Origin of the sequence: Rhodococcus sp. KBW08 (genome assembly GCF_003852455.1) — a bacterium.
GTDB lineage: Bacteria > Actinomycetota > Actinomycetes > Mycobacteriales > Mycobacteriaceae > Rhodococcus_F > Rhodococcus_F baikonurensis.
Window position 1 is genome coordinate 1 of sequence record NZ_QAJJ01000043.1, and the last position, 1,484, is coordinate 1,484.

General features: G+C 62.0%; 1 protein-coding gene. It reads right to left on the minus strand.

All coding sequences use genetic code 11. The features are described 5' to 3' along the window. Positions 1 to 1,484, minus strand: a 1,484-nt coding sequence (locus tag DBV08_RS31435; RefSeq protein WP_260395826.1) for a condensation domain-containing protein, incomplete at both ends; no start/stop codon positions are given.

Sequence of the window (1,484 nt, forward strand, 5' to 3'; positions counted from 1 at the left end):
CCACAGACTCCACGGCGAACATCTCGACGATGGTGGACGTGTCCGCTACAGCAGCGGTCACCACTGCGACGTATGCATCGACCAACCGCGCTGCGGTTGCCTCCTCGAAGAGATCGGTCGCATAGGTCAGGTGTAGGTCCAGACCACCGCGAGACCCGTCGGTGGTGAGTGTCTCGTTGAACACGAAGTCCAGGTCGAACTGTGTGGTGGCCACGATGTTGTCGACTTCGGCGATGTGTATGCCGTCGAACTCGAGTTCGGTCAACGCGATGTTCTGCAGGGTCAAACTGACCTGGAAGAGCGGTGAATACGACTGCGAGCGAACCGGATCGAGTACCTCCACCAGACGCTCGAACGGTAGGTCGGCGTTGGCGAACGCCTGGAGGTCGAATTCTCGAACCGACTCGAGCAATTCCGCGAAACGTGCGCCAGGCGACACCACCGAACGTAGTGCGAGGGTATTGACGAACATGCCGACCAGATCGTCGAGTGCACGTTCTCCTCGGCCCGCAACAGGAGTTCCCACAACTACGTCGTATTCACCGGTGAAGCGCGAAAGCACCACAGCCAGACCGGCATGCAACACCATGAACGGCGTAGCGCCGTGTTCACGCGCGACCTTCTCCAACTGCGCGTTCACCTCGGGGCTCAGATGGGCCGAGAACATGGCTCCACGGCCGGAGGCTTCCGCCGGACGAGGTCGGTCCAGCGGCAGATCGATCACCGACGGTAGTGCGTCGAGAGCGCTGCGCCAGAAGTCCAATTGTCGTGTGACGAGTGAGGTCGACGATTCTTCCGAGCCCAACATCTCGAGCTGCCACAACGCGTAATCCGCGTACTGCACCTCGAGCGGCGACCACGACGGCTCCATACCTCGGGACCGCGCCTCGTACGCCACCATCACATCACGCGTCAACGGCCCCATCGAGAAACCGTCACCCGCAATGTGATGCACCGACATCGCCAGCACGAACTCGAACTCGTCGAGCTGGAACAGATGAGCTCGCACGGGAATCTCGGACGTGACGTCGAACGACGCACCGAGCACATCTGACACTCGTTCGAGCAGAACGCTTTCGGAGACGCGCTCGGTCACCAATTCCACGAGCGCGTCATCTGGCGAGAGAATCCTCTGGAAGCCGATGCCCGCCACTTCGGGATACACCGTCCGAAGCACTTCGTGGCGCAGCACCAGATCACCCACTGCCGCAGCTAGCGCCGATACGTCGAGGGCGCCGGAGAGGCGAAGGACCACCGGCATGTTGTACGCCGACGAATCAGGATCGAAGCGGTTGAGGAACCACATACGGGACTGAGCCGGTGACAACGGGATCGCCGACGGGCGCACCCGAGCTGTCAGTGCCGGCCGACTCGAGGACGCCGACGCATCGAGAACCCCGGCGAGTTCGGCTACGGTCGGCGAGTCGAAGATGGCTCGCAGCGGTATGTCGGTGCCTCGGTCTGCGTTGATGCGGCTGATGAGC